This window comes from Paraburkholderia sp. J10-1, from assembly GCF_905220165.1.
Taxonomy (GTDB): domain Bacteria; phylum Pseudomonadota; class Gammaproteobacteria; order Burkholderiales; family Burkholderiaceae; genus Paraburkholderia.
Window position 1 is genome coordinate 60,093 of record NZ_CAJMYW010000024.1, and the last position, 22,823, is coordinate 82,915.

General features: G+C 59.5%; 25 protein-coding genes and 1 pseudogene. 13 read left to right on the top strand and 13 right to left on the bottom strand.

The features are described 5' to 3' along the window. Positions 1-1,713 precede the first annotated feature (1,713 nt). The 3 genes from U5A65_RS36995 (at position 1,714) to U5A65_RS37005 (ending at position 3,138) form a co-directional block, all read left to right on the top strand. Positions 1,714-2,052 (top strand): hypothetical protein, encoded by a 339-nt coding sequence (locus U5A65_RS36995; protein WP_321949367.1) that lies wholly within the window; start codon positions 1,714-1,716, stop codon positions 2,050-2,052. Positions 2,053-2,168: 116 nt separating this feature from the next. Beyond that, positions 2,169-2,513: a hypothetical protein gene (locus U5A65_RS37000; RefSeq protein ID WP_321949339.1), complete on the top strand. Its 345-nt coding sequence runs from the start codon at positions 2,169-2,171 to the stop codon at positions 2,511-2,513. Between the two features lie 433 nt (positions 2,514-2,946). Continuing rightward, a complete protein-coding gene (locus tag U5A65_RS37005; RefSeq protein ID WP_321931655.1) occupies positions 2,947-3,138 on the top strand; it encodes a type II toxin-antitoxin system VapB family antitoxin in 192 nt (63 codons plus the stop codon). 45 nt (positions 3,139-3,183) lie between these two features. On the opposite strand, the pseudogene U5A65_RS37010 reads toward U5A65_RS37005, so the two are convergent. The 3 genes and pseudogenes from U5A65_RS37010 to U5A65_RS37020 all read right to left on the bottom strand — a co-directional run. After that, a pseudogene (locus tag U5A65_RS37010) lies at positions 3,184-3,426 on the bottom strand (IS110 family transposase); the annotation flags it as partial. Positions 3,427-3,877: 451 nt separating this feature from the next. Continuing rightward, positions 3,878-4,258: a hypothetical protein gene (locus tag U5A65_RS37015; protein ID WP_321949340.1), complete on the bottom strand. Its 381-nt coding sequence runs from the start codon at positions 4,256-4,258 to the stop codon at positions 3,878-3,880. 911 nt (positions 4,259-5,169) lie between these two features. Further along, positions 5,170-5,553 (bottom strand): hypothetical protein, encoded by a 384-nt coding sequence (locus U5A65_RS37020; protein WP_321949341.1) that lies wholly within the window; start codon positions 5,551-5,553, stop codon positions 5,170-5,172. A gap of 821 nt (positions 5,554-6,374) precedes the next feature. Between U5A65_RS37020 and U5A65_RS37025 the strand changes: the two genes are divergently transcribed. The 6 genes from U5A65_RS37025 to U5A65_RS37050 all read left to right on the top strand — a co-directional run bounded on the left by U5A65_RS37025 (position 6,375) and on the right by U5A65_RS37050 (position 11,648). Beyond that, positions 6,375-7,160, top strand: a complete 786-nt coding sequence (locus U5A65_RS37025) for a hypothetical protein (RefSeq protein ID WP_321949342.1) — start codon at positions 6,375-6,377, stop codon at positions 7,158-7,160. A 3-nt stretch (positions 7,161-7,163) separates the two neighbouring features. After that, on the top strand, positions 7,164-7,595 hold the full coding sequence (locus U5A65_RS37030) for an RES domain-containing protein (RefSeq protein WP_321949343.1): 432 nt from the start codon (positions 7,164-7,166) through the stop codon (positions 7,593-7,595). A 401-nt stretch (positions 7,596-7,996) separates the two neighbouring features. After that, positions 7,997-8,236 carry a type II toxin-antitoxin system CcdA family antitoxin gene (locus tag U5A65_RS37035; RefSeq protein ID WP_321949344.1) on the top strand — a complete coding sequence of 80 codons (240 nt, stop codon included), beginning with the start codon at positions 7,997-7,999 and terminating at the stop codon, positions 8,234-8,236. A gap of 150 nt (positions 8,237-8,386) precedes the next feature. Beyond that, entirely contained in the window at positions 8,387-8,677 is a 291-nt protein-coding gene (locus tag U5A65_RS37040; protein WP_321949345.1) for a cyclic-phosphate processing receiver domain-containing protein, read from the top strand. Between the two features lie 955 nt (positions 8,678-9,632). Beyond that, positions 9,633-10,361 carry a DUF2321 domain-containing protein gene (locus tag U5A65_RS37045; protein WP_321949346.1) on the top strand — a complete coding sequence of 243 codons (729 nt, stop codon included), beginning with the start codon at positions 9,633-9,635 and terminating at the stop codon, positions 10,359-10,361. A gap of 111 nt (positions 10,362-10,472) precedes the next feature. Then, entirely contained in the window at positions 10,473-11,648 is a 1,176-nt protein-coding gene (locus U5A65_RS37050) for a hypothetical protein (RefSeq protein ID WP_321949347.1), read from the top strand. A gap of 133 nt (positions 11,649-11,781) precedes the next feature. On the opposite strand, the gene U5A65_RS37055 is transcribed toward U5A65_RS37050, so the two are convergent. Both U5A65_RS37055 and U5A65_RS37060 read right to left on the bottom strand, forming a co-directional pair. Further along, positions 11,782-11,970 carry a hypothetical protein gene (locus tag U5A65_RS37055; RefSeq protein WP_321949348.1) on the bottom strand — a complete coding sequence of 63 codons (189 nt, stop codon included), beginning with the start codon at positions 11,968-11,970 and terminating at the stop codon, positions 11,782-11,784. Between the two features lie 747 nt (positions 11,971-12,717). Beyond that, on the bottom strand, positions 12,718-13,059 hold the full coding sequence (locus U5A65_RS37060; protein WP_415766304.1) for an H-NS family nucleoid-associated regulatory protein: 342 nt from the start codon (positions 13,057-13,059) through the stop codon (positions 12,718-12,720). 622 nt (positions 13,060-13,681) lie between these two features. Between U5A65_RS37060 and U5A65_RS37065 the strand changes: the two genes are divergently transcribed. Beyond that, positions 13,682-14,314, top strand: coding sequence for an H-NS histone family protein (locus U5A65_RS37065; RefSeq protein ID WP_321949350.1), 633 nt, complete (start codon positions 13,682-13,684; stop codon positions 14,312-14,314). A 579-nt stretch (positions 14,315-14,893) separates the two neighbouring features. Here the strand turns inward: U5A65_RS37065 and U5A65_RS37070 are convergent. The 3 genes from U5A65_RS37070 to U5A65_RS37080 form a co-directional block, all read right to left on the bottom strand. Next, the gene (locus U5A65_RS37070) at positions 14,894-15,085 is read right to left on the bottom strand and encodes a hypothetical protein (protein WP_201698501.1); all 192 of its coding nucleotides are present in this window, start codon (positions 15,083-15,085) and stop codon (positions 14,894-14,896) included. Between the two features lie 355 nt (positions 15,086-15,440). Next, a complete protein-coding gene (locus U5A65_RS37075) occupies positions 15,441-15,917 on the bottom strand; it encodes a hypothetical protein (protein WP_321949351.1) in 477 nt (158 codons plus the stop codon). Between the two features lie 363 nt (positions 15,918-16,280). Continuing rightward, positions 16,281-16,670: a hypothetical protein gene (locus U5A65_RS37080; protein WP_321949352.1), complete on the bottom strand. Its 390-nt coding sequence runs from the start codon at positions 16,668-16,670 to the stop codon at positions 16,281-16,283. A gap of 101 nt (positions 16,671-16,771) precedes the next feature. On the opposite strand from U5A65_RS37080, the gene U5A65_RS37085 reads away from it, so the two are divergent. Beyond that, positions 16,772-16,993 (top strand): hypothetical protein, encoded by a 222-nt coding sequence (locus tag U5A65_RS37085; RefSeq protein WP_321949353.1) that lies wholly within the window; start codon positions 16,772-16,774, stop codon positions 16,991-16,993. 292 nt (positions 16,994-17,285) lie between these two features. Next, on the top strand, positions 17,286-17,606 hold the full coding sequence (locus U5A65_RS37090; RefSeq protein ID WP_321949354.1) for a hypothetical protein: 321 nt from the start codon (positions 17,286-17,288) through the stop codon (positions 17,604-17,606). Between the two features lie 253 nt (positions 17,607-17,859). Here the strand turns inward: U5A65_RS37090 and U5A65_RS37095 are convergent, their stop codons facing one another. The 3 genes from U5A65_RS37095 to U5A65_RS37105 all read right to left on the bottom strand — a co-directional run bounded on the left by U5A65_RS37095 (position 17,860) and on the right by U5A65_RS37105 (position 20,957). Then, positions 17,860-19,227: a hypothetical protein gene (locus tag U5A65_RS37095; protein WP_321949355.1), complete on the bottom strand. Its 1,368-nt coding sequence runs from the start codon at positions 19,225-19,227 to the stop codon at positions 17,860-17,862. A 512-nt stretch (positions 19,228-19,739) separates the two neighbouring features. Beyond that, positions 19,740-20,042, bottom strand: coding sequence for a hypothetical protein (locus U5A65_RS37100; protein ID WP_175198068.1), 303 nt, complete (start codon positions 20,040-20,042; stop codon positions 19,740-19,742). A gap of 711 nt (positions 20,043-20,753) precedes the next feature. Continuing rightward, positions 20,754-20,957 carry a cold-shock protein gene (locus U5A65_RS37105; RefSeq protein ID WP_042293433.1) on the bottom strand — a complete coding sequence of 68 codons (204 nt, stop codon included), beginning with the start codon at positions 20,955-20,957 and terminating at the stop codon, positions 20,754-20,756. A gap of 530 nt (positions 20,958-21,487) precedes the next feature. On the opposite strand from U5A65_RS37105, the gene U5A65_RS37110 reads away from it, so the two are divergent. Continuing rightward, a complete protein-coding gene (locus U5A65_RS37110) occupies positions 21,488-21,838 on the top strand; it encodes a hypothetical protein (RefSeq protein ID WP_321949356.1) in 351 nt (116 codons plus the stop codon). 188 nt (positions 21,839-22,026) lie between these two features. On the opposite strand, the gene U5A65_RS37115 is transcribed toward U5A65_RS37110, so the two are convergent. Both U5A65_RS37115 and U5A65_RS37120 read right to left on the bottom strand, forming a co-directional pair. Continuing rightward, positions 22,027-22,365, bottom strand: a complete 339-nt coding sequence (locus tag U5A65_RS37115; protein ID WP_321949357.1) for a type II toxin-antitoxin system RelE/ParE family toxin — start codon at positions 22,363-22,365, stop codon at positions 22,027-22,029. After that, entirely contained in the window at positions 22,362-22,598 is a 237-nt protein-coding gene (locus U5A65_RS37120) for a type II toxin-antitoxin system ParD family antitoxin (protein WP_201698493.1), read from the bottom strand. The genes U5A65_RS37115 and U5A65_RS37120 overlap by 4 nt, the downstream gene beginning before the upstream one ends. Positions 22,599-22,823 lie beyond the last annotated feature (225 nt).

The following is a 22,823-nucleotide window of genomic DNA, read 5'->3' on the forward strand; positions in this document are numbered from 1 at the left end:
CGAGGGTTGCCGTCCGGGTCATTCCATTTCAGTGTGTGCCCGGTTTCTTGCTATGCAAGTCGACAGCGAGCAAAGGGAACGCCAGGGACACACCCTTAACGGGCCGCCTCGTGCCGCCAGATGCGAACCGGCACATGTACGCGCATGCGCCGGATGCGACGTCGCCTCAAGCGGCAAACCGCGACGCGCTTTCTCCGGGTTTCACGTCTTCGGACATAGCGCAACGTCGACAGTCGCCCTTTCAGAGGAACTGTCAGGCGGGCAAGCCAAAGTCGGATAACTTCGATGGGGACCTCGTCGGGTATGGAGATCGACATCCGTCGACTCGAGATGCGAGTCACAGAAGTTCCATTTGGCTTGAAAGCAAATCGGCGAATTTTCATCAGTTGACTCCGGAAGGCCTTATCTATCGGTTCGGGCGTGCGGCGCGATTACTTCCCGTTTCGACGTCGTATCCACCTGACGAGCCTGATTAGCGGGCCAAGGATGTCGAGAAAAAAGCCACGCGCTTCATCGACGGCGATTTTCCAGATTCTGTTTTCTCTGGTCATTGATACGTACTCCAAATGTAAATAAGGACGTGGTCGCCCGCTTCGCGCCGCCTGCATCGCCCGGTACGAGCGAAACCGTGCCTGTTGATCGCGGCCGTTGGTCTGTCACACAACTCCAGGATTGGCGTTGGTGACTGGTTCAGCATCTCACGGGATTCGCAGAGCGCAAGTCGGGCCGGGCGAGCGACCCGGATACAGCAGTGCGGAGAAGGAAGAGGGGACTGGTCGTCTAACATGCCACTAATACGGCGCAACCGGAATCCTGGTGGGTTGCGGGCGGAAAGCCCGCCGGCTGCAGGAATGAACACGCCGGAACGTCAGCGACAGAACCGGGTCGGCCGTAATAACAGGGATTGGCTGAACACCCTGATGATTTCGCCACCGGAAAGCTCTTGGATTCAGCTCATCCATGCGGCCAATGGTCGGCGGCGGGGTGTAATGGTCACGTCACGCGACGAGGGTGCTCAAGCTCGTGTCACGGAGCTACGTCCCGGTTACATGATCGAAGCGGCGCGACGGCAAGGTTGCCGTCGATGGGATGTGGTTACCTTCAGAGGAAAGCGCACACCTTGAATGTACGTTCGCCGATGGAGGGTAGAGACCCGCTTTGGGCTCGGGTGTACTAACGCGATCGGTGGCACCAGGGGTGATTGGCGTTCGAACTGGATCATCCAGGAGTCGTAACCGGGCCGCGTTGGTGGCCCGGCTAAGGGTTCGTTCGATAAACGCTTCCATGCGGGCCACTACCGCCTCCGGGGAAAGGTCAACGATTGCCCGCGTGCGGTGGCGACCTTTAGATTTGCTGGATTCCATCGCGACTCGTCCGTCGGCTGGGTAACGGGCGTCACACAGTCAGCGCTCAACGCCGTGACGTTCCTCGCTGCCTCGTTGCAGTCTACTGCCCGCAGGCCGCCGGGCAACCGCCTTCCTCGTGGCACGACAGACACCTGGCTTCAAATCTTCTGTGATAGGTGGCCTGCGGCGGCTCGCCGGGCTTTATCCGCCTCTGGAATAACCGGATTCCAGGCCGCACACGCGTTCGGTATTGGCGATTTGTCGTGACCGGTAAAATATCGGTTCTTCCCCAGAATCAATCAAACCCCGGCGGGCTGGCAACGGAATGTCGGGCCACTACCGGATCACAGCAAACGGAGCAGGAGCGATGGGACAGGCAAGACAACGTGGCACGCAGGAGCAACGCGTCGCGCAGGCAAAGGCGAAGATTGAGGCATTGCGTCCGGCAAAGCTGGTATGCGGCGCCTGCAAGACCGCGTTCAGCGATTTCGACGCGCTGGACACGCGAAACATGGCGGGTATCCAGGCTGCATTCGGCGGCATTTGCCCGTCGTGCGGGGAAACGGTGCTCTCCTTCAGCGGTGAGAAGGACGCCGTCGCGAACGCCATGCTGGCGTGGCAGGACGCGATGGAAGATGAAGGCAAGCTCGGCAAGCAGTCGTCGACGGGTGAGCACGTACCCTTCGATGAACAGAAAGACTCATGACGGTTCGTCGGCGCATGAGCGCGGCATTGAATGGTCGGAACTGATGGGCCAGGCACTGGAATGACAACAACTACACATAACGCGCGGCGAAGCCCCGCGCGCAGGAAGGGCCGATCATGAGCACGCACGAAAACGCTGAGGTACTCCTCGCGTGGTTTCGCGAACGCGCGAGCGCGACGGTGAGCGAGATTGTGGCGTCCGGGTTGATGAAGTCGCGCACGGCCTCTGATGCCGTCCAGTACGCGCTGCGCAATGGAGCGCTTGAGCGCATTGTTCGTTCAGGCGCGAGCGCGAAGGAGCGCGTTCACTATCGGACGACTGGAATCGCCTTGCCCGCACCCAGAACGCAGGCAGGAAAGCCGTCTTTTGATGGTTTGCTGACCGCGTGGGGTATCGTTCTTGAGCCTCCCCTGCTTGTGTCGACTAGATCGCGTACACATCAGATTTCCGATAGCGAGTAACAGGAAAGGGGCCGCAACCAGATCGAAGAACCGTGGTCAACGCACGAATCGGAACCCGAGAAGGTGCCTGAACACGTAGCGCGTTGCCAGTCTGCGGGTGTTCCGACATGACGTCGAGTCCACCTGTAAAGCGGGTGAGTTGATAGCCGAAGTCGTTGCGACCCGCCAGCAAAGACTCAAGCATTCGACCGAGCGTGCCACGGACAGAGGCACGCCCGCGCGTAACCAATGCATTGAGCGGTCGTTTGTCTCGCGGCGACGAAGGCCAGCCTTGATATCGAACTGAGACGTCGCTGACGGTGTACGCGTCTCTCAAGTGCTGCCTGCCTAAGGCGTCATCGCCTTGGACTCTGGTCCACACCAGCAATGCGTGCTAGCACGGAAGGCGGCGAACGGGCGTAACATGCGTTCAGGTATTTAGCGGATCCACATCATGCGTACGACACTCGAAATTGACGATCGCCTGATGGCCGACGCCCTTGCGGCAGCCGGCCTGAAAACCGAACGGGACGTCGTGGAGCTCGGCCTGCGGACCATCATTCGGCTTAAGCGTCAGGAAGAAATTATCCAGTACCGCGGCAAGCTCGACTGGCAGGGCAATCTTGACGAAATGAGAAGGGACTGATGACCCTCGCAGGTAGCAGAATACATGAGACGGCCGACATGATCGGGAAGCGAAAGCATTGACGAACTTGGCTGGTATCAGCTTGACCTGATGGCCCGTTTCATTCAGTCATCTAGCCCAATGCAGGGAACCACCACACGCCTCCGTGCTGATCAGGCAAGGGACGCGATTCGCAAAATGCTCGAGGAACACGACCCGCTTCAATTGCCTGTTTGCAATCTGACCTGTGTCGGCGTCCACCTGGTGAAGCTGGAAGAGGTCTTTTACGATGTCCACCCCGATGGTCATATATTTCAACTGGACTCTCCGGTTCGCCCTTGAAGACGTCAATGTTCTTCCGTCTGGGCACTTCGATGCCGTCGGCGCGTGAGGGTCCGCCTCCTGTCAGCACTGCCCAGCGTGTAGGTGGGGGCGGTTATCCATTGGTCGCCGTCCGGGGCCAGGAATGAATTAAAGCGTGGAAGCCACCGTAAGCGTAGCGCTTAGTGTGGCTTCTTCGCCTGGCACCATGGGCATTTACACGCCGGGGCGGAAAGCCCCAGACGAATCTTGTGAGAGTCTACGATGCGCATTGAGACGACCGAATCGACAGGCAGGCTGACACGGCTCGCCTGACGGGCGTACCAGTCCCAGAATCCGGGGTGGCCGGCGGCGTTTGTGAGCGCATGCTCATTGACGGAGTGGTCGCAGACTGGAGCGTCGTTGAGGATCTCGCAGCCCGTACTGGCGTCCCCACTCTTTAATAGGTGAAGACGCGGTATCTGCGGCGCGTGCCGCCCGGTCCGAATTTCCCTTCCTCCCAACGCCTGAAATCGACAGGATTAAGCACTCGGCTCGCTGCGACGCGCAGCGCCCTCTTCCCGATCGGGCCCGCGTCATTCTCGAAATGGTCGCGTGTCAATACCGTCACGACGCTGGCGGAATGGCTCCTGTTGCTGCCTTCGATAGTCACTACCGCAACCATGAAATCCATCTTCACCCGGTTGAGGAAGAGGTGATAAGAGCGATTTGCACTGCGAAACGGCGGCGTCACCGTATGGCGCGGTTCGTGATTATCTCCGGCACACGCCTGGCGCAACGGATGAACGCCCGGCTGCTCGTTGACGTGGTGCCGGCTCATATAGATGCTGTCTCCGCAGGCCGAAAGCGCTGTGGTGATTTTGAATTGGTCGGCGCGTTTCGTCGTTCAGGCCTTCTCGGCGTTTTGAATATCCTATGATCTCGCGCGTTTCCCGGGATGCAAGCCGTGCTTCGGAGGTTTGATCTGGCCACGCCGAAGAGGTGGCGTAGCGCGGATAGTTTTCGCCGCAAACCGCGGCCAGCTGCTTGAGAGCATGGGCGCAGCCGCGGTCCGGAAGGCCGGCGCGGGAGGACGTTCGTTATCGACATTGGCAAAGCCCCGGAAAAACTCACCTTTCAGGACCGGAAGCGGCTCGCTTCTGCTGGCTCACCCCGGTCCCCGAACGGGCCCCCGTTTTGATGCGCCTCATCGTCTCTACCATCAGCGCCCCTGGCGGTAGCCTCGAGTTTCACTGTGACGTCGGGGTAATTCCGTCCACTACCAGCGCAAATCTGCCCAAACCTGTCATGCGGTTTGAAATCTCATTTGAGGTCACTGGCTGGTTTGTGCGCGATCGTCCGCGTGAACGGTATGGTTGCTTCCATGGCGACGTGGTGGGCGGGTATCGTATTTCGCGCCAGATTTTTGACCGGCACTACCACAGGATGCCTTTCGAAACTCCATGCCATCGCGACGATGTCGTAACGCAATGGACCACGTCGCGGCTGAAGTGCACGATCGGGGTGCCTCAAGGAAGCATGTCCATTTGCGGACCGTCTTCGGGGTGAGCGACCTCGTTTGTCGAAATACCATTGATCGTTCGATCGTTAAAGCGCGGAGCGACGTGCAAGGGCAGCGGTGCCAGGAGACGGCCAACACGTTGCGGTAAAAGACCGCGTGTGTAGTTAGTGCACCAGGATCCGGGAGTCCGAACGCAGCGCCTGAACTTCGCATTCGCGTACGTTCGATGGCTAGCAGTGCCTGTTTAATGCGGCATCAAGGGTGCAGTACGCGGCACCACGATCGATATCATCCCGCCAGCTTAGCCGCGGACGACCGTCCCCATCACGAAAGTACAGTACGCCCTTCAGATCGAAGCCGCGGGGCAGGTATGCCCCGGCTCGCGAGGCACGCAGTTCGTCGAGGTTGTGGGGGAGCCGTCCATAGTCGTTCTGAAACGCGAGGGCGGCAGATGCTGCGGTGTCCAGTTCGGCCTGCGGCCAGTCGTCCTTTGTTAACCGGGTGGCGTATTCGCGGACATGCTCACAGGCGACCATCGATGCGAAGCCAGCAAGGAGAGCGACATTGGCAATGACACAAAATTCGAGGATGGTTCGCACTGCTGTTTTCACCATGGGTTGTCTCCGGTTCCGTATGAATTCCATCACAAACATTTCTATCATGTGTTGCAGAGACGACAAGTCACGCGCAGCGAACGGTTTTGCCACTGCGGAAGTGAACGTGCCTCTACCGACGGTGGGCGACGCACTACACCTGGTGGCGCTATTGCGGTCCGCGTGGCTACTGGCCGGTTTCTGGGCGTCATTACTGCGTAGTGCTTGCTCGTTGTCGTGGACAACACGACAATGGCCGCGCGAACGAACACAGCCCCGGAAACGAGGGACCTCTGCGACGTCGCGCTTGCGGCGCACAATGAAGGGGTTTGCGGATGCCAGTGGTGCCGGCGAGCGTGAAGTGACAATACGCGGGGTCAATGTGCGGAGCGGCGCTGTGGAAGAGACGTACCGAGCCGCAACCTTTCGTCGGCTCAGAGGATGAAACCGTGCGAAGTTTCAGGAGGGTGAGCCGCGGCTCCGTCGCCCACTGGCCCGGATTTGTTGCCAGTCCGCACTATTGAGGGCGTTTTCTTTTCGGTGTTGCTGCCGTCCTTTCTGCGCCAAAGGCAACGGTCTCCCTGGCGGTTCCCGGCTTTCCCGTTTCTCATCTTCAGTTGCCAGGTATTCACCCTACGTGAACACGATAGTCATCCCGCCAGCGCACGTTTCTGGATCGCCTTTCCAGCACGGCGGGTGACCTGATAAGGGCCGGAGCGCTGCGCTTTGTCCGGCACCTATCCGCGCGATGCCCTGGAAGATTTACTTCCTTTACATCCTTGACAATCTTGACCGTGTCATCATCTTCGGAATACGCTTGATCATTCCCTTGGAGACGGCCCATGTCTAAGGCAACCATTCAGGCGTCAGAGTTTTCGCGTCTGCTTGTGCGTGCTGCGAAGGTGCTGGATCGTACTGGCGCGCGAACCCCGGAAGCGATCCGAAAGGTCGTGGCGAGTTCAATGCAGGCCGATATCGGTCAGCTTCCCGCTAAAAAGCAGCAGCGATTCGCGCAGTCGATCGCGCTGTTCGCACAGGGGTTCGATGATGCGTTCACAGCCGTCGCCGACACTGCGGGTGAAGGCGCACCGGCCAGGAAGCCGGGCGCGGGACACAGCCGTCGCGCTCCCGCGCCGCGCGCTCGCACCGCCGTGGACGCCAGGGCAGGCCGGCGTGCAGGCGCGTCCTCTGCCGAAGCGGACATGTTTGCCGAAGCGATGGCAGCCCGCGCGAAGCTCGCAAAGGAAGGCAAACTGCTCAAGCCTGCGGAGTTCATGGGCCTGGCAGGTGTCACTCGTCAGGCAATCCACCAGCGGCTGAAGACAGGCTCGCTCTTCACGGTGGATGGCCCCAACGGGGTGAGCTACTACCCCGCCTTTTTTGTGGACGAGAGCCTCGACCGGCGTACGGTTGCGCGCGTCTCCAGGGCTTTGAAAGAACTGCCCGGTGCGAGCAAATGGGCTTTTCTCACGGATCCGCGGCGCTCGCTGGCTGGCCTTACTCCATTAGAAGTGATTGGTGGCAAGCAGCCTGGGCGCCGGCAGGGCGGTCGCAACAGCATTGACCAGGTGGAGAAGGTCAACCTGTCGAAGGTCCTGCGCGCCGCAGCGGGTTACGCGGAGGAATAGCATTTGGTTGCACGCGCCCTCAAAAACCCCGCAAGGAATTTCGGTACGCTTGCGCTGCCGGTCATCACGCTCAAGGCCAAACGGCTGGTCCGCATATCGAGCTACAACACAAACGAACCGCATTTCGGGAGGACGGCGAGTCACCGCTTCGACAATCCCAGGAGGGAGTACGGAACCAGCTACTTCGGACTGAATCTGGCCACAGCTGTCGCAGAGTCGCTGCTTCATGACCTTGAACCGGTTGGGACGCAGTATCAGGTCGCAGCCGAAGAAGTGAAGCGGCGTTTTATCCATACATTCGAGGGGACGGACCTGACGCTTGCCAATCTGACAGGCCAGGGCATGAACGCGCTTGGCGCGCACGCCGGGCTGTTTGGTACCGCAAACCGGGGTTCCGATGCGCTGGTCGCGGGCGATCTACACGCATCCGACTGACGTGGACGGGATACCCTACGTGTCGAGGATGATGGCTCCCAACCTGGCTGTTGTGCTTCTTGACAGAGGTGGAAGTATTACGCTGACCCAGAGTAAGCCATCCAGAGTATTGGCCTGTAGCGCAGGATTCGCAAAGGTCCGGAAGACCCTGCATATTGCGTACACGTAGATTGCAACGTTGCTGGCGCGGCGCGTTTGCGGAAAATGCGTACGTGGGGCGATTCAGCAAGTGCTTCGGAATCGACGTACATCGAACCGTGGCCGAATAGCTGGCCCGTGCGGATCAATGCCAATGCCTGACAGGCGGCTGGGCTCAAGCGAACTGGAGTGGGCTTCGGTATGTCCTCGGGAACGGGGCTTCGTGGCAAGATCCGGATAATCACCCTGCAAGGAGATTCACCATGGCGACTAACGTCAACGCTCCGAAGAAAGCGACGAGCGTTTCACTACCGGAAGCCCTGCTGTCCGAAGCCAGCAATCTCGGGGTGAATATATCGCAGGCTGCTGAAGCCGGACTGGCCAGGGCCGTGTCGGACAAACGTGCTGAGCTCTGGTTGAAGGAGAACGCGGACGCGATCGCGTCGTCCAATGCCTACGTCGAGCGCAATGGGTTGCCACTTGAAGAGTTCAGAAAAATCTGAAGAGATGATTCGCTGTTCATCCGCATTCCGCAAAATGCGGCTATTTGCTGGACATCGGGCCGATACACGCAATGGAAGCGCGAGCCGTGCGCGAAGGACACATTTCCAGGCGCTCGGTGTGGACGATGTTGGCGTTTGCGAGGAGCATCCATGAAAGTGTACCTGGATGACGAACGGCCGACGCCGGAAGGATGGGTGCGCGTGTACTGGCCGGATGAAGCGATATGCCTACTTGAGACTGGCGTCGTAGATGAGATCAGCCTCGACCATGATCTTGGTGATGATGCACGAGGTACCGGCTACGACGTCGTACTCTGGATCGAAGAGGCAGTCGCACTCCGCGGTTTTCGACCACCGAAAATATTAGTCCATTCGGCAAACTCCTCGGCCGGTGAAAAGATGCGAGCCGGCATCCTTTCAATCACGCGTATGGCCGGCTGAAGTCTGTGCTGAGGCTGGAGAACGAAGACAGGCCGGGTCGCGACGGCTTCAAGCGCGGCTTTAAGCAGGTGCAGTTCGCCGCAGCCCGGTTGCGGGACGATCACCTCGGTCAAGGCCCCCGTCGGCCAGCCGTGGCCCGGCAACTCCGCGTCGAGCGCCTCGTGTCCACTCGTCACCGTGCGGCCGTGGGCGGAGCCCAACTGCGAGGCTCGCCATAAGTCCGGGTGTATCGTCTCGACGTTCAGTAGCGGCAGCGCCATGGTGCCCCCAATAAATACCTGTATATATATACAGGTATCGTAACCGCTCCACCCAGAAAAGTCACCCGAGGATGTGTCGGTAGTGTGCGACTTCCGGGCCGGTCAGCGTGCCAATACGGCGACCGAAAGCGGTCAACGCGTGGTCGATGACCCGGTCCAGGGAAAAGCTGACACTTCGAGTTACGTGGGAGTCCGGCGCCGGGCGCGTGATTCGTTGGCCACCCGGGTGCAGCGACCCAGGTGCCGCCGCACGGGCTGCGCGCAGTTGGTTCGGGCGCGACCCGCTCCCCGCACATATTTCGGTGCCGGAGTGCGTCGGGGACGGGATGAATTGTCTCCGCACTGCGGAGACAATTCATCCTCGCAAATGCGCAGGCAACGAAGTTTGGGCCTACGGAGTGGCGCCCCAATCAGGTGAGCTGGGTCGCGGGGCAACGGGTAAACTATCCTCGATTATTTTAGTTGGGTATAAATTATCGTAGTTCGGATAATTGATGGTAATTGCGCTTCCCGGGACATCTTCGGGGCTCGTCCAGATCCGTGCGTCGCCAGGCATGGCGTCAGTTCATGAGCCAGAAAGCGACGATAGCCTGATCGCGCTCTGAAACGGTTTGATCGCGGGGGGAATGACCCGCCAGAGCAGCTAACGGTCCTTTAGAATCACCAGATTCTGATAACGACAGCGGATAACTGTGGTGCAGGAAACTCAAACATATGTGTGCCGTAACGGCCATGTCCGGACGGACCAGTTCGACCCCGACGCAGCTCCGCCAGGCGGACGTTGCCTCATCTGTGGGGAGCCACTGCTGGGTCATTGCATTCACTGCAACGCACGCATTCCTGGCAAACCCAGGGCACCGGGCGTCATCGTCGCAAACTGGTCGTTGCCCAGCCGCTGTCCTCAATGTGGCGCAGCCTATCCGTGGGCTGAACACGTATCCAGTTCGGGTAACGCCAGCAACGCCGTCGCCCGCGTTGAGCAGATCTGTCAGCGCTTCCATCTTGTCGCGAGGCGATTGGCGCGGCGTCATGCAAACCGCCGGACGATCGCCGTTGACGACGAGTACGATGTGCAGGACCTCCTTGCGGCCATGCTCGCTGCGGACTTCGACGATGTCCGCGATGAGGAGTTTTCTCCGTCCGTCGCGGCACAAAACAGTCGCATCGACTTCGTCCTGGTCGGTCCGGGCATCGCGGTCGAAACGAAAATGACGCGTGAAAACCTGACGGACAGGAAGCTCGCGGACGAGTTGCTCGTTGACATCAGGCGATATTCAGAACATCCAGAAGCCCGACACCTTGTCTGCTTTGTCTATGATCCGCAGCTTCGGGTCAAGAATCCTGCCGGTCTCGTGCGGGATCTCGAGAAAACCGTGACACGGTTTGAGACGCTGCGAGTCGTCATTGCGCCGCGCGGGATCTAGCCTGAATCTGTCGCCGACTGTCGCCGCCCGGATCGCTCGCCCTCCGGGTTATACTGAATTATCTTTTGCAGGTATAATTTATCCATACGTAGATAATTCAGGGTAATGACCATGTCGCAGTATTTCACCAGACAAAAGCTGGCCGCAGACTACTGCCACGCACTGACGGGCGATGGACTGGTGGACGCGAGTTCCGGCCTGTTCCTGGCCGCACCGCGGCGCACCGGCAAGACGACCTTTCTGCGGCGCGACCTGATGCCCGAGGCCGTCGCGAGGCAATGGCTGCCGGTGTATGTGGACTTGTGGGAGTCGCAGCAGACGCCGCCAACGCGACTCGTCGCGACGGCCGTGGTCAACGCACTGCGAATCGAGCAAAGCCGGATTGCCGACGAACTTGCCCTGAAGTCCGGCATGAGCGCCGCGGCCGTAACCCTTGAAGATTACGGGCTTGAAAACGTCGGGGCGCCGGACGGCAAGACACTCGCGGTCGCGCTTCGAACACTGTCAGAGGTAGCCGGCAAGCCGGTGATGCTCGTCGTCGATGAAGCGCAGGAGGTACTCAATTCTGCCGATGACCTGATGTTCTCGCTCAAGTCGGCGCGCGACACCGTAGGCGTCGATGCGCACGGTGCCCGGCGACTATTCATCGTATGCACGGGCTCACATCGCGACAAACTCCTGCACCTCGTGCTCACGAAGAAGCAGCCGTTCTACGGAAGTTCTGTTCAGCCTTTCCCGTTTCTTGGTCGCGACTACGTTGACTGGTACACCGGGCGGATCAATCGGCACCTGGCAGAAGACAACCGGTTTGAACCCGATGCCGTATTTGACGCGTTCAAGCTGGTGGGCCACCGCCCCGAGGTCCTGAAGAAAATCATCTCGGAAATTGCATTGGATGAAGGGGCTGCGCACAGTCTTGGAGAGCGGCTGGCTCGCGGGGCCATCGCACGGCAGGATGAAATCTGGGACGAGTATTCGCGAGCGTACGACAACCTGAGCAGGCCGCAGCAGGCGGTGCTCAGCCTGCTTGTCGAAGGTGGACCACAATTCGAACCCTTTTCTGAAGTGACCATCACCGCCTGCTCGCGGATTGTCGGTTCGACTCTCGCCGCGACCCACATCCAGAAGGCGCTCGACGCACTCCGCAAGAAAGACCTGGTTTGGCGTTCGGCCCGTGGGGAATACGCGTTAGATGACTCGTCATTCGGAGACTGGTTCAAGCGGAAGAGCGAGATGAAAGCCGACGCGTCTGCAACGACAGGCGACCTCGCGACGCCTGGCTCCTGAAGCCGTTTTTAGCGGTACGCCCGGTGTCGTCTTGAGGGGACGGGGACCTGGAAATCGGACGTAAGTCCGATACTCCCTTCGGCTTGACGGGGAAGACGCAGAAAGCACAACGGGCCTTGCGGCCTGTTGCTGGTCAGCGCTCAAGCCGCCATTCGGGCAGCTCGGGAAATGCACTTCGTGTCGATGTTTTCGCCCGCTTGAGCAGCTGCGCCTTCATCCCGGAAGTGACTACGACCGTTTTCCTGCTGGAGCGCGAAACACGCACGACGACGGTCGGCGAGGTCGCCACATCCGGCCTGGGCTTCTTCAGGGATTCGCTCATAGCAATCAGTTCCTTTACACCGGGATAGTCTGGCAGCGCTGTCCATGCCGGGCTTTGCGCGGCTCACGCGCGTCAGCTTGGAGGGGGCGGCGTCGTGCGCGAGCGCTGCGAAGAAGAGTAGAGCCCTTTCCTGAGGAGGATGTCGATCTTCACCGGCCGTCCATACGCAGGTGGCTTACCGGCTATCGTTTCTCTCTCGTGCGAAACGTCCATGTCCGCTGTGCAGGATACCTGAATGTATCGTGAATAGTGCGCGTGCGAACGGGGAGGACGAGCGCGACCTGAGCGAAAATAACGTTTCATGGCTGCGTCTGCGACCGACATGTCTGGATTCAGGCACTTCCTGAACGCCGCGGTCTGGGCAACTTCGTCATGCTCGCGTGGGCCATTTTGCCTGATGACGAAGATCTGGCAATCTTGCGTATCTTCGCGACGAATCTGCTGGACGCGGTTGCGAGAAACGGTCAGATTCTGGCAACGTTGGTTCCAGCTTTTCCCGGGACTGGCTCATTTTCAGCAAACAGGTGCTTCGCGCGCCGTCATGTCCCAGGTGCAGCAACTCTGCGATTAGCTTACGGTGCGTAACTCTCAGTGACTGGCCAGTTTGTGCGGGAAGCGAGGCACATAGCCGTTCGCTTCATGCCGGAAGCTTTATTCCTCAGCAGACGCGAGTCACATCACGTGAGTGTCCAGGCATCTGGAGCAAGGAAGATGATGCCGGATCTCAGGTCCGGGATGTCTCGGCTTTCAGGCGCTCACGCCCTCTGTTTTGATTGTTGTGGCCAGTCTCGAGCCGGCAAACGGGTCATTGCGCCAGTCGGCGCCGGTGCGTTTGCCCGGGTCGCGATTCGACGCGCCGTCAATTGCGAAATGCTCAAGAGACTGGCCGGCACTGATTGCCTGAACCACCCATTGTGGCGGAACGCCTTTGCCGTCCCATGTGTTGCCCGAAGCGTCGCGGAAACGCACTGCCTGCAAACGCGCCTGATCGGCTGCAATTGAAGTAGCAATGTCTTCCGGTTCGATTCCAAATTCGGCCATCCGTCGTCGCAGATAGGCCACAATGCTTTCGCGCTTTCTCTCATCCATCTGGTGTATTCTCCGCGCGACAATCTGTCGTTGGGCAGGTGATTGCAAATCGCGTGCCGCCAGGACACCACGCGACCCGACGCTGCCCATGCCGGGGCAGCGAAGAGGGTGGAGCATGGTTAAATCATGTTTTGCTGGGAGCGGCGCACGGGAGGTGCCGCGGCTGGCGACCGCTATGAAAGCAGTATAAAACAACCTATGCGCGACACCAGGTTTGCTTGCGCACGTTGAGTCTGCTTTTGTTGCGCTCGCGATTTATCGTGCGCAATGAGCAGGCGCATCGCTGACTCAAGACCCATACCTCCCCGACCAGCGATACCGGGTACACGTATGGATAATAGAGGGAAGGCCATTTTGCGGCGCAATAGCATTCAAACCGGGAAAGACGGCGCTGCGGGACGCACAGGCAACATTGGGCGTGCACCGATTCCTGAACTCCAGAGACATTCAAACCGTTGCGCACTGTGCTTTCAATTTGCACGAGCGTACTGATAAAGTCATAATCACGACCGCGACGATCGCGTCAATTCTGACGGGCAGACCGAACTTCGAAGTGCCTGGCAAACAAGCCAGGGAAGTTCCAGGATCGCATGAACGGTAAACCCCACAGCGAGGAATAGAAATGGTTACCCTGGACGCAATCAACTCGAAAATTGCCAAACTCCAGAAGCAGGCAGTGGCGATTGCCGAAAAGCAGTCGTCGGTGGGCCTGACGAAAATCCGTGACCTGATGCACAAGCACGGCCTGACTGTCGCCGACATCGAAGGCTTTGTTGCAAAACGACGCGGTCGTAAGCCTGGGACCACGCTGGCGAAGGCGGCAGCAAAAGCTCCTGGCGCGGTCGTGCATCACGTTGCGCCGAAATACGCGGATCCGAAAACGGGTGCGACGTGGTCGGGCCGGGGTCTTGCGCCGCTCTGGATTCGCGACGTCAAGGATCGCTCGAAATTCCTGATTGAAGCGGGTGCAACGGCGAAGACTGCCGACGCAAAGGCAGCGCCTGCAAAGAAGGGTGCTGCGAAAAAGGCTACTGCGAAGAAGGCAGGCGTAAAGCGTGTCGTGGCCAAAAAGGCGGCGACGACGGCAGTGGCCACGAAAAAGGCTGGCCGCGCAGCGGCGGCTCCTGCAAAGGGCGTGCGTGGGCGCAAGGCCGCAGCACCCGCGAAAAAGGCATCGGCGCCGCGCAAGGTTGCAGCCAAAAAGGCAGCGGCCGCAGCTGATGCTGCTGCCACGCCTGAAGTCGCAGCAGCGTAACCGGTAACGGGCGATCCAGTCGTAGCTGGCGGGGTGACATGCTGGCCACGCCGTATTCGCGGCCCGCTACGACTGATTACTCAGGCCCCTTCGCGCGTCGCCTTATGTGAGAGCGGCGCCATGTTTGTACGTGAGGAAGTGCGGACTTAGGGCCGCGCGCCGTCAAGCCAATGGCTTACCGTTTTGAACTTGTATCTCTCGCATTGCCAGTTGCCTGTCCTCCCGAGTCGGTTCCACCGGCGGTTGGTCGACTGATTTCGCACGCGTGGCCGGGGATGAGTCGCGCGCAACTCGTGGACCGTGCCCGTCGGCTCGACATGCGTGCATCGCTGCGGGTGCAGCCCGGTATCGGAGCGGATGGGCTGACGCAGTTCAGGCTCACGCTCAGTTTTCCGAACGGAAGCTTCGAGCTGATCGCCCATGTACGCCGTGTCATTCGCCGACGCGTGGGCGCGCGACGCCAGAAACCGTCATTGCCTCCGGCACGCGATATCAGGCAACAGAGCCTCTTCTGAGTTTTGCTGAGGCCGGGCAACAACGTCTGTCGACACCCGGATATCAACGATCAAAAGAAGCCCGCTAGAGAATCCTCAGATTGCGAATCTTTCCGATTGTTGGTGAGCGTTCGACGATCAGGTTTGCGATGAACTCCGGCAACAGGGCGCGCGGCACGTTCGCTGGAATATCGATCACGAGCTGCGAAGGCACCTGAACGATGAATTCCTCAGGCGCAGTGGCGAGACTGTGTTCGTAAGCGACGCGAATTTCCATGTTCTGTTCGTCCGGGGAGGTGGTTGCCGGCAGCGCATTTACCGCGCGCAGGGTTGTGGGACGCCGGGTCGCGAGTGGCGCGTGTGACTTCGTTTCGTTGAGCGTTGCCAGAAGTCGCTATGCGCCCGCGTGCCTCTGCCGACAGTCACAGGCTACACGGCTCCCAGTTTCATTTCCATGTACTGCACGTCCGGAGGTATGGTCTCCGTCTATGGGGAGCGGTTACCCTCACGTGCCAGAATATCCGTCTGACGTTTGTATGAGCCTCTCTCACGTCCGCACGTCCTCATTCAACGGCCGCCCTTACCCACCTCGTTGACTGAGGTGCGATTCGGGCACAGGAAGCGCGCTGCAGTTATTGTGCAACCTGGAGGTGACTGTCGTTGGCGCGGGTGTCACGCGTGACCATACCGACCAGCTTTCCGAGGTAATCACTCGCCCTCAAAACGATCTCCATGCGAGTGAAGCAGAGCTGGCGGTCGTACTCGTTCACTACGGCGGTGAGGCCGTCAATCAGCCATTCGGGCACATTCCAGGCACTGGTACGATCGGCCTCATTGAGTACCTCTGCGAGGCCACGCTCAACGCGTTCAATCTCCCCTATCTCCAGTTTCCCGTGACCCGCCCGGGTGATGAAGCTCGTGACGATGTTGACCTGCGAGAGGAGATTGACCAGCGAGCGGTCCGCTTCTCCACTGCGCAGACGCTCAAGCGCAATCCGTGCACGCAGCGCGAGATCCGAGGATTCCTTGCGAGGCATGGGTAGAAAGAGCGACTTTGCATGCGCGCTGGCAGACAGGCGACGCGAGGACCGATAGCTTTTGTTGGACATGTTCGACGCTGGCGGATAGATGTCGAGCTGGAATATTGAGATGTCACGTTACAAGGCAAGAGCGACCTTCAAAATAATTTTGGTATCCCGTTGCCCTGCTGGTTGTCGTGCCGCGATTGTTTTTTAGAAAAAGCGACTAACGGTCAACGCTCGATGTCCCCGCCACCGCCTCGCGGCGAGCAGTGCGAAGAGACGCCGCCCATATACTCAATTTTTATCCTGTGCTTTCAGGTGTCTCACAGGAGCCGGGAGCGATAAGTTCCAGAGTCCCGCGGGTGTGCGTGCCCGCAGTAACATGCAGTACGATTGCCGCTGGATAAACAGGAAAAAAGCATGACGCAACCTCACAGCATTGACGTGTCCTCACTGGGAGATACCGTGTGGGTGACCGCACACGACGGCTCGTGTGTGGGACGATTCAGCAAACGCTTCGGGATCGACGTGCATCGAACCGTGACCGAGCAGCTCGCCGGTGCGGATCAGTGCCTGCACTGCACGCATGAGCGAGCTGGAGAAGGCGAATGGCAGGTATTTCGCGACGCTGTGCTTCAACACCACGGGATCGATGTCCCGTTCGATACGATCAGGTTCTGAGGAAGGAAAAACGGGATGTCTACGTTGCTGGAGTGTTTGCGGTCGTTGCCAGGGGACCTGGTGATGCGCGATCTTGCGGCTGTGCGTGATCAGGACGCAACCGTCGAAGCGCATATCGGCCGCCTGAGGCGCGATGAGGATGGATACGAGGTTCGGCATGAGCCTCGCAACTATGGTCGCGGTACGACAGTCGCAGTCGGCGTGATCGGTGGCCCGGCGATATGTCGGCAGATGTGACCGTCAACCGGAGAGGTCACGAAATGGAAGTCTCCCGAACGGACGTACCTGAGGACGGCGAATACAGGGCGATCTGCAAGGAAAACAATTCCCTCTCTGCTGCCGCAAATGGGCACAGCGAGGTATTTCCGGCAGCGCAGGTTACCGTCAAGGACGGCTGGGCAACGTTCTACCGCGACGGGCAGGCGGTCTGGAACTGCAACGCACGATACGCGGCCGCGAATTTCGTGCTCCAGAAGGCATAGGAATGGCACCATGCTTGAACTACGCTATCGACCCGGTCGTGATACCGCAGTTGCGGCGCGGGCAATCGTGCGATCGCGCTATCCCGCGGCAACGTCCGCATACTGCGATGGGGGAGCCATGGCGTATGACGTCGTGACGGAAAAGGCGCACGATACGGTTACGTCCGGTGACTGTGCGGTCGAGATGGCGTGGCAGGACGCCGCCGGCCGTGCCGCTCTCGCCTGAAAGGCGAAGACAATTGTGGAACGACGTCGCGCAGGCGCGGCACGAAGGATCATTGGAATTGAAGCAATGGATGATGAACTGAGGGCAAAAATCGGTGTCGTCGCGGGTAAGCTCGTGCAGGAAGCGATGGCGACCGGACTGACCTGGGACGAGATCGTCGCCGCGTTTGGCCTGGCCGCAAAGGCAACTGCGCAGGCCGCAGCGAGTGCGGGTGAGGCGCCGGCATCTGAATGTGTTGCACGTGCGCGCAGCTGTTTCGAAGATGCCTTTGCGCAGGACGTCCACGTTGTCATTGCCGATGGCAGTGCGCAAGAGCGCGACGCCGAAGCCGACGATAATCCGCTTCTGGCAACTGCCCGCCGTCGTCACGCGTCCAAACTCCATTGAGCCGCAGGCGATCTCCGCACTGCGGATTACCTGGCACATCCTGATCAGTATTCCTAGGAAAACCCGGGAGGAAAATCCGGCCTCCGGGAGCCTCCCACACCATCTTCCAGATGATTCCCTCAACGGTTAGCCCGGCGATGCAGGTCGATGGCAAGTCGAGCTGACAGGGCGCAGCTTTTGTGCGTACCGGAACCGGGCCCCCTGATGCGCCTTATGCATCATGGCGCGAAGGGCCTGGCACGCTACTACAGGCTCACAACAGGATCGCCTGCTGCAGCAGTTCCAGGGCCTTCAGTTCGTCCAGGCGACCCGTGCGTGCCTTGCCCGCCAGCGTCTTGAGCAATGCTTCCGCGATCGGCTCGATACCGTGAAGATTGTCCAGGCTCGTCACGGCAGCGAAGGGGAGGGCTGCCGGGTTTCGCTGCGGTACTGCGGACGCGGCGAACGACTCAGGTGCTGACGCTGTAGCTGGCGGAGCCCCGTCACCATTTTCTTCAGGCAGGCGACCGGTAACGTCGTCGGGAAAACCATTGACAGGATCTTGCGCGCTGGCAACGATCGCCTCCTGCTCGCCCGCCACATCCGTCGAAACCGGTGAGGGGTTTTGTGGATCGCCCGCCCGCGCGCGCCGTCCACGCGTCTTCGCGCCGGAGGCCTTTGCTGGTACGTCATCCTTCGTTGCGGCCGCAAGCGATTCGTTTTGTTGAGCCGATACGCGTCCGCGCGCGGCAGGCGCAAGCATACGCGACACCGACGCTGGAATATCGGCTTCCGAACGCGGGGTGTCCAGCCAGCCAGCTGGCAAACCAAGCCGCTCCGTGAACCGGTTTGCTTCGACAGCGTCCAGGCGCTTCTTGCCATGCAGCCGGTGGGCCATGTTGGACCCACTCAGGTCCATGACCACACCAAGCCTTGCTTTCGATCCGTTGCGACTCGTGAGAACGTGGAGGTTGGCGCGTCGGATGTTCTCTACGTCGGCGCCATCGTTCAGAGCCAGCGATTGCTGCTGGGTCGTTTCAGGAGGCGTTCTGTCTTTTGCACGCGAAGATTTTCGCGGCGTCTGGGCTCCGGCCGCTACGCCCGGATGATTCTTGACGGCTCTGGGCGTACCGCCAGTTGCTTTCCTGGGCATTTGTGCTTCCTCGGACAAACGGTTTTTAAGAGATGGTTGCGGGTCGACAGTCAGGGCAGAAGCCGGCTCAAGTGCTTCGGACGTCGCGTCTGGTCCGTCGTCGGCCTGAATAAGGTCGAGTGGCGACTTCAGCCGGGCGATGGTCTCGGCTGTGAGCCCAGGATTGGGCTGGTCAAAAAAGCCATGCGGCAACCCGAGCGTAGTTTCCATATGAAAGGCGGTCTCGGGTGTGAACCTCTCGCCCTTCAACAGTTCGGCCACGCGCGTCATGCTGGATTCAAGTGCGATGGCGATATTCTCTGCGCCTACCGTATCGACCAGAAACTGGAACGACCGTGTCTTGAAAATGGAGGCGGTCTGGGCGGCGTCCTGCGCAGGCGCCTTCACATACGATTGTTTCGGCCGGTTGGGCTGAGATTTTTTTTCGTGGCGAGCCTGGCGTTGGCCGCTGTCGCGGGATCCCGCATATCGCCCGCGGGCTTGATTCATAAAGTAGGGCTCCATGCGATCAGTGGTGTCCGGCAGGTGTTTATTATAGACGCGGCGATGTCGGTATTTGATGCGTCATTCGCTCCGTGACGCGTAAATGTACGCCTGGGTGAGGCTGGCGGGCTCCTTGAAGTACCCGTTCCCCGGGAGCGGATATGAAGTGTAGAGGATAACGAATGAAGTCATGCAGGAATTTCGGGTAACCATTCATGGATCCGCGATGAAACCGGCGCACTGGTCAACGGTGCCGACGGCAAGCCGATAACCCTTTCAAGGCAAGGCGCGGCAATCTGATTTCACAGGAATGGGCGCTTCGGCGAATGGATCGGGGGCTCTGCTGACCTGCACATCACGCTGGCCGCCGTCGACCGTTCAACTCGACCACTCGATCCTGTTCGGGCGCAACGTACTTCGCCTGACAAGTCCCTGATGAGGATTTTCAGTATTTGGGAATGGACAACATACCCGGAAACGTCAGATTCAAGTTTCCCGAAATTGTCGTGCTTCCGGTGTCACGACGGCGCGAAAACGACCGCGCCGCGATCCTCAAAATGTTTGAAGCTCCGGATGAAACGGTATAGCTGCCCGCCGATCTCCAGCCGGTTTCGTCCAGCGTGGGTTTGCTCAAGAATCTCTTCGGCCTGGGTTGCGGCAATGTTCCCGTGATATCTCAGGCGATCCTGATCTCTCCTGGCATCGCCAACGTACATGGCACAGACGTCATTGCACTTCTGCATCATGATCACACTTCCGCCGGAGTTCAGGGACAGCTCGAGATACTCGGCCAACGTCAGAAGTGACTCAGTCGTCGTCATGGCGATTCCCCTGAAAGCACGGCTCCCGGCATCGATCCACTGGGTGGTGGCAGCGACGGGCACCCACCGAGGATAGCGCCACGCATTTCCGGCACTTGCCTCCTCGCCTGATTCAAACAATCTACGCGGCGGACTGCGTCACGGTCATCGCGATCATGCACGGGACCGCGCGGGTTCACTACGCATGCGTCGCGAGGCGCTATGGGCCACTACATCGGTGGGCGTCTGGCACGGTGGGTGCGAATCGTCAGCAAATTATCTTGCGACAAGCACCTGCCATGGCGGCCGGCATGTTTTTGATCGTAGTGCTTCTGGTCGGGGAAGTCGATTCGTCGAGGACAGTGTTATTGCTGCGGCGGAGTTCAACCGTCTTCCTTCAGAGGATATCCGCTGTTTTGCCAGGCGATGATGGATCCGGGCAGCGTGGCCGAAAGTGCGACGTCAACGCTACCGCAAACGCGCACTTCGCCCTGCGTCTTCACGCCTGTGGCGAAACGCTTGCGCTTCGTCGACGATCATCCGGAGAATCGATCGATGTCGCGAGGAGGGCGCACCAGGACATCGTGTTTCACACAAAACTACTGTTGACGCTCAAACAGCATGGCGCGGACATGTGCCGGATGCCCATCGCTGCATTAGAGATTGATGCACAGGGCGCAAGAAAAACTGGCCCGCAGAGCGGGCCACACATCGGGATGCGACGCGCGCCGGTCAGGCTGGCTTGATATTTGCAGCCTGCTTGCCCTTCGGCCCCATCTTGACATCGAAGCTTACTTTCTGGTTTTCCTGCAGCGACTTGAAGCCTTCCGTCTTGATCTCGGAAAAGTGAGCAAACAGGTCTTCGCCGCCGTCATCCGGGGTGATGAAGCCAAAGCCTTTCGCATCGTTGAACCATTTCACAGTGCCAGTTGCCATTTTTGAATCCTGTCGATGTTGAAACCTGAAATCACGAGAATACGCATCGCATGGAGGCGATCACCCGCAAGGGACGACCTTTTACCACGCCGGGATGACACCTGCCAATCAGCAGGTCCACGGACAGCACAGGGTCCGGCTTTCAGAGGCCCGGGCCCGGTGCAGGCATTCGTCGTTCCAACCCTTGACGGTGGCACCGTATGATTGCCGCGCGGCAATCGCGATCGACCCTGCAACCGGGAGTCTCAGCGAAGCCTGCAGGCTGCGCCGCGAAGACTGATTCTGGATTGGAGCAGGGAAGGCACGTGAGAAGAGTCGCAGAAACATCGACGCATTGCGGATTCCTCCCTCGCCACACGCGAAAGCCCGGTCTCCGTCACCATTTTTGTGCGGTCCCGTCCCGCACAGTCCCGCGACGAGCAAACTGTGGCGCGGAAGCGGCCCTAACCAGTTTTGCAGTGCCAGCCCGGAGACTGGGGAGCCCATGTTACCCTTGGTCGACGCTAACACCAGCGAAGCCGCGCTCGAGGATGAACGATACATTCGAGTTTTCTCAGGATTTCGAGCCGTTCCTCGAAGACCTGCCGAGAAAGGACTGGCAGACAAAGTCACTCGATTGCGCCATGGCCGATTACTGGGTGGCAAGCGATGGACGTGTCGCGCGTCGAGAGTTTCTGAGTGACGGTTACTTTGCCAGCAACACAGCCTCCTTCACGGCTTATTTGTTCCACTTCCGGAAAGGCGTGAGACTCGACCTGAAAGTGGTTGTCGCTCACGGTCGCATCCTGGAGCTGAGGCGAGAGCGCGAACCCGAAGCGGGGGAAGTGGTGGCTGAGTGGACTATCCCCGTGCCGGGTCCCGACGCTGAACGTCGCAAGTGACGCGGGCCGGATCGCAGAAGACTGGAAAAAAGACTGGTAACCCCCTACCTGTGTAACGAAAGGCGGCTTCGGCGTAAGCGCGCAGAAAGGGGCGCGGCCGTCAAATGGTTTGCGAGCCTCATGGTCGGAAAATGAAGAAGCCCGCGAACCAGATGGCTTCTCGCGGGCCTTGTGCCGTGCAGATGGCGTCAATGGAACTCGCTGTCATCGCTCAACAGCCAGGCTGGAATATCACGCTTGCCGTTGAGTACGCGCCAGACCTCGACGTGATCCTTGCGCTCAATGTAAAAGATCAGATGCGGGTAGCGATCGAGAGACCATGAGCGCAGGCCCGGTATGTCCAGTTCGTACGAGTAACGGAGTGAGCCGATGTTGGGGTGTTTGGCGAGATGCGCGTATGCCTGCTCGATTTGCGCAATGAACCCGAGCGCTGCCTGTTCCGAGCCTTCGTCAACGAGGTAATGTGTCAGCTCGTCTTCTACGTCCTGCCTGGCCAGCCGGGTCGGGATGACGGGCTTGGCCGTCATTTGCGCGAAGTACGTACGCGGGCGCGCAGCGATTCGAAGTAGTCGGCGTCGGCCGGATCTGCGAGGCCCGAAGTCGCTCCCTGCAGGATCATTGTCCGCAGGCGCTTGCGATCCTGATCCTTGCGGATTAGTTCGCGGACGTATTCGCTGCTCGTGCCGTAGCCGCGCTCGCCGACCTGCTCGTCGACATATTCCTTCAGCGAATCGGGGAGGGAGATGTTCATCGTACTCATGTGAACCAGTCTATCAGGCTTTGGCAAATTTTGCCAAACTCATCTCCTGGTAGATGTTCAGGGGTGGCCTGATCGGTTCGAGGAGCCTTAACTGGCGAGTCTTTCCGGGAAATCGTGCGGGCGGCGATGAACTGTCCCCATGCGATCCGCCGATCGGTGCGGTAAAGTGATCTGGCCGTACGGCTGCGGCATCAGGAGAAACCAGCCCGACAGTCGGCCCTGCGG

Excerpts from the sequence above, each read along its gene's own strand:
- U5A65_RS36995 (WP_321949367.1), top strand. The coding sequence starts at position 1,714 with ATGGGACAGGCAAGACAACGTGGCACGCAGGAGCAACGCGTCGCGCAG.
- U5A65_RS37000 (WP_321949339.1), top strand. The coding sequence starts at position 2,169 with ATGAGCACGCACGAAAACGCTGAGGTACTCCTCGCGTGGTTTCGCGAA.
- U5A65_RS37005 (WP_321931655.1), top strand. The coding sequence starts at position 2,947 with ATGCGTACGACACTCGAAATTGACGATCGCCTGATGGCCGACGCCCTT.
- U5A65_RS37015 (WP_321949340.1), bottom strand. The coding sequence starts at position 4,258 with ATGAGCCGGCACCACGTCAACGAGCAGCCGGGCGTTCATCCGTTGCGC.
- U5A65_RS37020 (WP_321949341.1), bottom strand. The coding sequence starts at position 5,553 with ATGGTGAAAACAGCAGTGCGAACCATCCTCGAATTTTGTGTCATTGCC.
- U5A65_RS37025 (WP_321949342.1), top strand. The coding sequence starts at position 6,375 with ATGTCTAAGGCAACCATTCAGGCGTCAGAGTTTTCGCGTCTGCTTGTG.
- U5A65_RS37035 (WP_321949344.1), top strand. The coding sequence starts at position 7,997 with ATGGCGACTAACGTCAACGCTCCGAAGAAAGCGACGAGCGTTTCACTA.
- U5A65_RS37040 (WP_321949345.1), top strand. The coding sequence starts at position 8,387 with ATGAAAGTGTACCTGGATGACGAACGGCCGACGCCGGAAGGATGGGTG.
- U5A65_RS37050 (WP_321949347.1), top strand. The coding sequence starts at position 10,473 with ATGTCGCAGTATTTCACCAGACAAAAGCTGGCCGCAGACTACTGCCAC.
- U5A65_RS37055 (WP_321949348.1), bottom strand. The coding sequence starts at position 11,970 with ATGAGCGAATCCCTGAAGAAGCCCAGGCCGGATGTGGCGACCTCGCCG.
- U5A65_RS37060 (WP_415766304.1), bottom strand. The coding sequence starts at position 13,059 with ATGGATGAGAGAAAGCGCGAAAGCATTGTGGCCTATCTGCGACGACGG.
- U5A65_RS37065 (WP_321949350.1), top strand. The coding sequence starts at position 13,682 with ATGGTTACCCTGGACGCAATCAACTCGAAAATTGCCAAACTCCAGAAG.
- U5A65_RS37070 (WP_201698501.1), bottom strand. The coding sequence starts at position 15,085 with ATGGAAATTCGCGTCGCTTACGAACACAGTCTCGCCACTGCGCCTGAG.
- U5A65_RS37075 (WP_321949351.1), bottom strand. The coding sequence starts at position 15,917 with ATGTCCAACAAAAGCTATCGGTCCTCGCGTCGCCTGTCTGCCAGCGCG.
- U5A65_RS37080 (WP_321949352.1), bottom strand. The coding sequence starts at position 16,670 with ATGCCGAACCTCGTATCCATCCTCATCGCGCCTCAGGCGGCCGATATG.
- U5A65_RS37085 (WP_321949353.1), top strand. The coding sequence starts at position 16,772 with ATGGAAGTCTCCCGAACGGACGTACCTGAGGACGGCGAATACAGGGCG.
- U5A65_RS37090 (WP_321949354.1), top strand. The coding sequence starts at position 17,286 with ATGGATGATGAACTGAGGGCAAAAATCGGTGTCGTCGCGGGTAAGCTC.
- U5A65_RS37095 (WP_321949355.1), bottom strand. The coding sequence starts at position 19,227 with ATGAATCAAGCCCGCGGGCGATATGCGGGATCCCGCGACAGCGGCCAA.
- U5A65_RS37100 (WP_175198068.1), bottom strand. The coding sequence starts at position 20,042 with ATGACGACGACTGAGTCACTTCTGACGTTGGCCGAGTATCTCGAGCTG.
- U5A65_RS37105 (WP_042293433.1), bottom strand. The coding sequence starts at position 20,957 with ATGGCAACTGGCACTGTGAAATGGTTCAACGATGCGAAAGGCTTTGGC.
- U5A65_RS37110 (WP_321949356.1), top strand. The coding sequence starts at position 21,488 with ATGAACGATACATTCGAGTTTTCTCAGGATTTCGAGCCGTTCCTCGAA.
- U5A65_RS37115 (WP_321949357.1), bottom strand. The coding sequence starts at position 22,365 with ATGACGGCCAAGCCCGTCATCCCGACCCGGCTGGCCAGGCAGGACGTA.
- U5A65_RS37120 (WP_201698493.1), bottom strand. The coding sequence starts at position 22,598 with ATGAGTACGATGAACATCTCCCTCCCCGATTCGCTGAAGGAATATGTC.